The sequence below is a fragment of the Bradyrhizobium sp. Ai1a-2 genome, from assembly GCF_000426245.1.
GTDB lineage: Bacteria > Pseudomonadota > Alphaproteobacteria > Rhizobiales > Xanthobacteraceae > Bradyrhizobium.
In genome coordinates this window covers 1-7,626 of the sequence record NZ_AUEZ01000149.1, presented here as the reverse complement: position 1 = coordinate 7,626, position 7,626 = coordinate 1, and the positions used below count along the sequence as shown (strand labels likewise).

6 protein-coding genes and 1 pseudogene are annotated in these 7,626 nt (G+C 58.5%); 3 read left to right on the top strand and 4 right to left on the bottom strand.

Features of this window, described 5'->3' with window-relative positions; all coding sequences use genetic code 11:
- On the bottom strand, window positions 1-281 hold a 281-nt coding region (locus K288_RS0141570; protein WP_043162221.1), incomplete at its 3' end, for an IS5 family transposase.
- Window positions 282-1,105: 824 nt separating this feature from the next.
- Here K288_RS0141570 and K288_RS0141565 point away from each other — a divergent pair.
- Window positions 1,106-2,431 carry a DUF3422 domain-containing protein gene (locus K288_RS0141565; RefSeq protein WP_027584663.1) on the top strand — a complete coding sequence of 442 codons (1,326 nt, stop codon included), beginning with the start codon at window positions 1,106-1,108 and terminating at the stop codon, window positions 2,429-2,431.
- Between the two features lie 5 nt (window positions 2,432-2,436).
- Here K288_RS0141565 and K288_RS53205 read toward each other — a convergent pair whose 3' ends face one another.
- From K288_RS53205 to K288_RS53200, 3 genes are all read right to left on the bottom strand, one after another.
- Window positions 2,437-2,811: a hypothetical protein gene (locus K288_RS53205; protein WP_152535952.1), complete on the bottom strand. Its 375-nt coding sequence runs from the start codon at window positions 2,809-2,811 to the stop codon at window positions 2,437-2,439.
- 108 nt (window positions 2,812-2,919) lie between these two features.
- Window positions 2,920-3,801, bottom strand: a complete 882-nt coding sequence (locus K288_RS0141555; protein ID WP_027584662.1) for a xanthine dehydrogenase — start codon at window positions 3,799-3,801, stop codon at window positions 2,920-2,922.
- Window positions 3,802-5,027: 1,226 nt separating this feature from the next.
- Window positions 5,028-5,297, bottom strand: a complete 270-nt coding sequence (locus K288_RS53200; protein ID WP_152535951.1) for a hypothetical protein — start codon at window positions 5,295-5,297, stop codon at window positions 5,028-5,030.
- Window positions 5,298-5,573: 276 nt separating this feature from the next.
- On the opposite strand from K288_RS53200, the gene K288_RS48640 reads away from it, so the two are divergent.
- On the top strand, window positions 5,574-6,887 hold the full coding sequence (locus K288_RS48640) for an LLM class flavin-dependent oxidoreductase (RefSeq protein WP_064737406.1): 1,314 nt from the start codon (window positions 5,574-5,576) through the stop codon (window positions 6,885-6,887).
- A gap of 134 nt (window positions 6,888-7,021) precedes the next feature.
- Window positions 7,022-7,379: pseudogene (gene queD, locus K288_RS48635) on the top strand (6-carboxytetrahydropterin synthase QueD).
- Window positions 7,380-7,626 lie beyond the last annotated feature (247 nt).

Here is a 7,626-nt window from a genome sequence, read left to right as displayed (position 1 = left end):
AGATATTCGAAGTCCGGATCATCGGACATCGCCTCGAAGATCCGCCACCAAACGCCCTTGATGCTCCATCGACTGAAGCGCCGAAATACGCTGTTCCAATCCCCGAACACTTCCGGAAGGTCGCGCCACGGAGAACCCGTACGCACGATCCACAATACGCCTTCAACAAACATCCGATTGTCGCGTCCGGTCGAGCCCTTCTGGTCGGGACGACCTATGATCAGCGGCGCCATCCGCTCCCACGCCGCGTCGCTCAAAACCAAACGATCCATCACACCCAAGGCCGCCTCCCCAAAAGCAGCCTTGAATCTGATTTGCTCCTAAAAGGGAATCCTTAGAGTCCACACCGCCTAAAGGACACATGGCCGGGAAGACGCGCGTCTCGGCAAGAAGCTCTACCAGAGGGCCATCGTTCGCAGCGACGCCGCAAACCGCGGCCCGGACCGTCCGACCGCTCGGCGGCACTCTTGGCGTTGAGGCTGGCATTACCCGCCCACGGCCTCCGGAATCCAGATCAACCGTATTGGCGGCACACTGCGCCACCAGGGCAACCAACTGCTCCTGGGTGAACCCTAGCAGGGACATCCCACAGGTCTTGCATGTGACTGGGCGATGACCCCGGTGGCGCATCACGGCAATGTCAGCGTGGACGCAAGAGACCGGCCAAATGTGCAGGGCGGAAGCGTGGGGGTGGATTGCGCAAGCGCACAGATGCGGTTGCCTGCTCCTGTCCGAAGGCGAACGTGCCTGACGTCTGTAACCCGCCAAGTAGTTTGCGAACGTGACATTGGTCGCGAAAAGCCGGCAGCGTTCCTCCGCATCGCACTGGCCCAAATCCTGCACCGCGAGCGAGAGAAGACAGCCGAGGACGACAGAATGGAGGCGCATTTGAGTCGGGCTCTGCCAAGTGGCAATGCGATCGCCGTTCGCCGTCCGCTATGGGCGTCGGGTGCATTATTACCTGCGCGCGCCACCGCCTTCGATGGCGGGCGATTTCCGTTCGACGCGGGCGCCGACAACTGTGTCCAAGTCGATCCGGGCAACGATTGGACGCGGCCGCACGCCACGATGCTTGGCGGCCTATTCCGAAGCGAGGTGTCACTACATGATCGACGACTTGGATTTGGGATTATTCAAGCTGCATCCGGAGCGCGAGGCCGTGCTCAGCGAAGTCCATGCGCGCCCATTCACCGCCCATGTTTCCTCACTTGGCATGGTCCGCTTCGTGTTTCTCGCTCAGGGCGAGGCGGCCGCGTGCGATCGCCGTCGCTTCGTCGATTTCTGCCGGAGGCACAAGCTTCCGCCGCCGGAGCCGTCCGCGAAATATCATCAGGTGGAGATCGGACCAGTGCTGCTTCGCTGGGAGCAACATGCGGAATTTGCCACCTTCACGTGGAGCTGGAGTATCGCGAATAATCCTGCCGCTCGCCAATTCGGCGATGTCGATGATACCGCTAGATCATTGATTTGTGAGTTGTCGCAGGCCGGACAATTACTGGTCGCAATCAAATTGGAGGTGGAACGATGCGCTTCTGCAACCGAACGTGCCGACCAGCTTTTCGACAAGAGCAGTCTAGCGATGGTCACGGTAAAGGGCGGCGCAGGCGTTGTGGCCTCGGACTTTCGCGTGGACGAGAAAGGTTTCAGCAGAATTCTGGTCTGCGATTCCGGATTAACGCCGCACGATCTCGGCGCACTGGTGCAACGGCTCCTAGAAATCGAGACCTACCGTCCGTTGGCGCTGCTTGGTCTGTCGTCGGCGCTTGAGCTTGCGCCGTCTGTCGATCGTATCGATCGCCGTCTCGTTGAAGTGCTTGAGGAGATGAAAGGCGCCGAGGGATTAAAGGTCAACAACCACCTGCTTGACGAACTGACGGCGTTGGCCGTCTCCTTCGAAAGAGGTGTGGCCGGCAGTCTATTCCGCTTCGGTGCCAGCAGAGCCTATAACGAGCTGGTGCAATCGCGACTGTCCATCATTGAAGGCGACGATGTCGCGGGTTACCCGATTTGGTCGTCGTTTCTAGCGCGCCGCATGGCGCCGGCGATACGAACCTGCGCAACGATGGAGGAACGTCAGGCAAATCTATCGGCCAAGCTGGCGCGTGCCGCCGACCTGTTGCGAACACGTGTCGATGTCGAAATCGAGCAACAGAATCGTGACCTATTGCGGTCAATCAACGAACGCACAAGACAGCAGCTCCGACTGCAGAGCACGGTCGAGGGATTGTCGGTCGGGGCCATCGGCTATTATGTGGTCAGCCTGTTCGGCTACCTCGCCAAGGGCGCTAAGGATGTCGGACTGCACGTCGACCCCTCGTTTGTAACCGCAGCCTTCGTGCCGATCGCGGTCGGCGTAATCTGGGTGGTCAGTCACAATATCCGAAAGCGACACCTCAAGCCGGACGAGGCGCCGTCCAGGGCTCGCGACTAAGTGCCTTAAGCGAGATCACGGCATTTGTGCCAAAAGCTCGCAAAGACAGCAGCAAGATCCAGCGAAACGACGCTTTTGCGTAAGTCCGGCGGCTGTCCGTATTTGACGAGCCGATCTGATCGCATGACTAATGTTCTCTTGCGATCGCCGTCCTGAAGGCAGTTGTAGAAGGAAAGCTCCCTCGACGTATTGTTTCTTGAGAGCTCTGTTGCCTGTTTGCACCAAATGATGCCGGCCGCCTCAATCTGCTGCTGGCTAGGAACCGCTATCGCTGCATGCACGATCTGGTGCTTCGCGCAGACCATGCCGACGATGTGGTCGCGGTCGCCAGCTGCGCGGCTGTGGCGGGGCTCCAATCCGACCGATGCGGCGCGCCGCACGAGGCAGCGCTGTCGGCGGCGCGGTAGGCGGCGAAACCGAAGCTGACTGTCGCTATTCGTCCTTGAGCGCTTCTGCCTCTTCGGCCGCAGGCGTTAGCTTTAACGGTCTCATGAGAACATCCCTCTGTAATCATTGGCGGAAAGTGGACCGATCACCTGATTGGCTGGCATGAGTTTCTCGAGTGTGGTGAGGACACCGGATCCGATGGCTCGTCCGCGTTCATCCATGCCGGTCCAGCAGGCCTCACGTCCTCGCGGATCGATCTCCAGCAATTTTACGCGAGCTGGCACGCGCGAGCCGTCCCGCACAACACCGCGCAGCACTCCATCGACGGGTGCCCGTACCGGTTTGTCACCAAGAGAACCAAGCTGCAGGCCTTTGTACACCTGGGTGCCAATATCGAGCGGTGTGTGCCAGACGCCGTCGCGATCTGAATAAGCGAACCGCTCGCGTCCCACATGGCCGAGCTCGCGGGCTCGGCCGTCCGCCATTTTGGTGATGCCTCGCGAGATAATTGCACCGGTCTCCGCCGGATGGGTTTCGATGGCGATATCGCAGTTGATGCCTACCTCGAACCTAGGCCCAACGCCCACAGTAAGGCGTGCGACGCCGCGGAGGTCGGGAGTGACCCGATGCTTCTGCATGCGTGCATCGATAATGACCAAAGGTGAACGCAAGCTCACTATCTCGGTGAGGTGCAGTTCGGTCACCGCAACCTTGTGCGGTTCGGCGTGAATGCGTGCGATCTCCCTTAATGTATCAGCCCGTTCGCCCACAACGCCTTCAATTTCGCACAACTCGCCGAACAGCGAGTCATGAAATGACATGCCGCGGCGCATAACCGGCGGAAAGGCGTCGTGCTTCATCACGACTGCAAACGTCGCTTCGGTCAGCTTCGTCGCGATGGCGGAAGCGATTTCGTTCGTTCCAAGCACCAGCATAAAAGGCCTTTGTTCGCGCGGATGGCGCGCGATAGCAGCGACTTTCATGGGCGGCGAGCCTCGCGTTAGCGAGTGATCCCTAGCAAGCACCGCGCCAATCGCTAAAACGGGTTCAAGTTCAAACGAAGCAAATAGTTTGTTCTAAAGTCGACAGCGCAGCCGCCTGGTCGCGCGTGCAACAAACCACGGTCGACACTCGTACGAGCGCAACACCCATGCCGGGTTTCAGATCGTGCTGGCCCACGAATGTTCGATGGCCTGTGAGAGCAGGCGTGCTCCTGTGCTGTCCTCACCAAGGCGGAGCACCCTGGTGATCCGGTAGCCCGACGGGGTTCGGAAACGCAGCGCACATGGGCGCATAACGTTGACCACCGTGATCGCCTCGGACGCTCGCGCGAAAGGTTGACATCTTAGACAGGACGCGCTGAGGCGGCTGCTCGCTGCGCCTCTCCGCGCTCGAGGCAGCCGAGAGCCACGCATGCATGAACGAAGGCAAGCACGCGTTCAGCATCAGCAGCAAGGGACAAACACGTCATTGCGCACCGGCAACGCCAGCTTAGGGCCACGAGGCTGCGATCAAACGCTATATGCGAAATAGAGATCTTCTTTGTGGTCAAACATGTGGGCTTCGCCATTGGTGACTTTCATCGAGAAGTAGGATGACGTGTCATGATCAAAGCCGCTGTACACTCCCAAGCCCTTCGGTCTGAGCATCAAATGCGAACTCTCACCGTGGTGGTACAGGTTTGGGAGCTCACCACTGACGTGGCAATGGCTGATGTGGTCATATCCGCCAACAATGTCCCCGCGCACGGACGCGCTGATCCTGCAACAAGCGCAGGTTTCGTGTTCGTACACTCTGGTCACAGGACGCCCGAGACTGTGAGCCAACGCGACTGCGGCCGCGGCCGCCCGAACATGCGGTTTCATATCGCCTCCTGATTGGCCGCAGAGAGTAGAGCGGGGCGGCCCGACGGCGGAACCTGGGGAGCATTGAGTCCGCCCCTACATCACCCGGCCCGACTTGGTGATGCTGCCTTGAGCGAAGCGAGCAGCGTGCCTAACCGAGGTTGCAATCACCGCAAGCATCTCATGGGAGGCCCCTCGAAGAGGCTTGAATCGTATGCGGCGGCGAGTTGTACGCTCTTAGCGCTAGTGTTTTCCGACTGAGCAAGGGTGAGGTTGCCAGCTGACGTAACATTCTCCGGCTGTTTTCCCGTCATGTAGCAGCGCGCAACGTGTGAAGCCCAAGCGCTCGGCATGTAGCTAAGACATCAAGAGCCAGGTGCGTTGAACACCGGGCGCACCGCATCAACTAGTTCCATCTGCCGAGCAATGTGTGTTTTGTCGCTCTGCCTCACGTCTCGTTCAGCTTTGGCAGGGTATTCCCAAATGGAGGTGCAGGTCCATTCTGCTACTGTATACCCATTCCATAACGATACCCGCAATGCTCCGATGCTGATCGCGGTGGTCGAGAGGTCCGAGGCATGGAAATTATCCTCAAGCAAACGTTCGCGTTCGGCGTGAGAGGCGATGGTCGTCATTCAATGCTCCGTGTGTCGTGGTAAGCCGTGTTCGCTTGATGACCTCTATGTCCGAAGCTCGACACGAAGACGCTAGTGTTCCGCCGGCGCGACGGGACGTGCATGGCTTTTTCTCTCTTTAAACAAGCCTTTCAGAACGTCTTGTGGCACGCCGATTGCTCATCCGTGAAACGAGGCGTGAGCACGGAGTAGATGGTGGCCGGTCAAAGCTCTCTGACGCTGCCGTGCGCCAATCATACGAAGCGGCGTGCGACCGTAGGACCCAGAGGAAAACGGATGAAGCTTGGACTGTTCTATGAACACCAATTGCCGCGGCCTTGGGAAGACGGCAACGAGCAAAAATTGTTCAGTGATGCGCTGGAGCAGATCGAACTCGCCGATCGAGTCGGATTCGATTACATGTGGGAGGTCGAGCATCATTTCCTGGAGGAATACTCCCACTCCTCGGCACCCGAAGTGTTTCTGGGGGCCGTTTCGCAGCGGACAAGGAATATGCGCATTGGTCACGGCATCTGCCTCTCCCCGCCGAACTACAACCACCCGGCGCGGGTGGCCGAGCGCCTCGCGACCCTTGACTTGATCTCTGGTGGGCGTGTCGAGTGGGGGACAGGAGAATCCGGCTCGTTGATCGAGATGCATGGATTTGGGATCGAGCCAGGGCAGAAGAGTGAGATGTGGCTGGAAGGCGTCGAGCAGACCGCCAACATGATGACGATGCGACCGTATCCAGGGTACGAGGGGCAATTCTTCAAAATGCCAACCCGCAACATCGTGCCAAAGCCGGTTCAGAAGCCGCATCCGCCGATCTGGATGGCTTGTTCTCGGCGCGACAGCATTTTGCGTGCCGCGCGTCATGGGGTGGGGGCGCTGGTTTTTGGCTTTGTGGAAGCCTCCCAAGCGAAAGCCTGGCGCGACGAGTATTATCAGATCATCAAGTCCGACGAGTGCGTGCCCATAGGTCATTCGGTCAACGCCAACATCGCCACCCTCAACGGCATGATGGTTCATCAGAACGCCGAAGAAGCCATGCGTCGAGGGCTCGATGGTTTCAAGTTCTTCGGTTATTCGATCGCGCATTACGCGGTATATGGCGAACACCGTCCTGGGCGCACGAATTTGTGGCGGCGCTTTCAAGCAATCAAGGACGATATGACGGAGACGCCAGGCGCGGGCAGCATAGGACGACCTCAGAGTGTTCGCGAGCACCTCATGGCGTATGCCGATATCGGTATCGACCAGATGATCTTTATCCAGCAGTGCGGCATGAATAAACACGAACATATCTGCGAAGCACTCGAGCTCTTCGCCAAAGAGGTCATGCCGGCACTGAAAGAACGGGAAGACGAGCGCGTACGACGTAAAGAAGAGGAGCTCGCACCCTACGTGGAGGCGGCACTTGCCCGCAAGGCCTCGATGCCCGAGCTGTGCGAGTCAGACATCCCAAACGTTGAGGCGATCGGCATCGTGCTCGAGCGTTGCACGGGTAAGGACTACGCATCTGCGGGTGGCACCTACGCGGACCCGACCCGCGGAGGCGCAATTCCGATGGCTTCACGCGAGGCCTTCGCCAAGTCGGCCAAAGTCGACTGACAGTTGGGGCCACAGTCGGACCTGGCCGAGTCCTGGTCGTGTGGCGTTCCTTACCGACGATCAAGGAATCAGCCACGCGATCGCCGTTGGTACTACTCAGTCGCCGGAACAGGCGGCAAGCATCGGAGAATTCGATGAAAATATCTCAAGCTTTCAAGCTCGAGGCGGCTCACCGGCTCCCGAACGTGCCGCCCACACATAAGTGCAGCCGCTCGCATGGGCATTCCTATAGGATCGAGGTACAAGTCGATGGACCCGTGGATCCGGTCACCGGGTTCGTCGTGGACTTTTCTGACATAGAGGAAGCCTTTATCGGAATCATGAGGACGCTTGATCATCAATACCTCAACGAAGTCGAGGGATTAGCGAACCCTACGGCAGAAAACATTGCTTGTTTGGATCTGGGATAGATTGAAGCGCAAGTTTCATCAAACGTCGTCCATTCGCGTCTACGAAACCTCCGATTCTTGGGCTGAATATGATGGACGATAACAAGAAAGTCTGTCTCTTTGACTTCGCTTTCGCGTCGTCGCCACTCGGGACCGAGGACATGGCCTTGTCGCAGAAGGAACACGCTTGGTTGATAGTTTAATGTCCTTCTCCAGCTCCGTCACGTCGGGATGCTTAGTCCGGCTAAACTGAGAAACTAGTGGCTCCGCACAGTGATTTTGACGGATTGGATTGAGGTGGTCAGATAAGTTCCGGCAGACACTTGGGATCGACGAGGACCTCGATACTG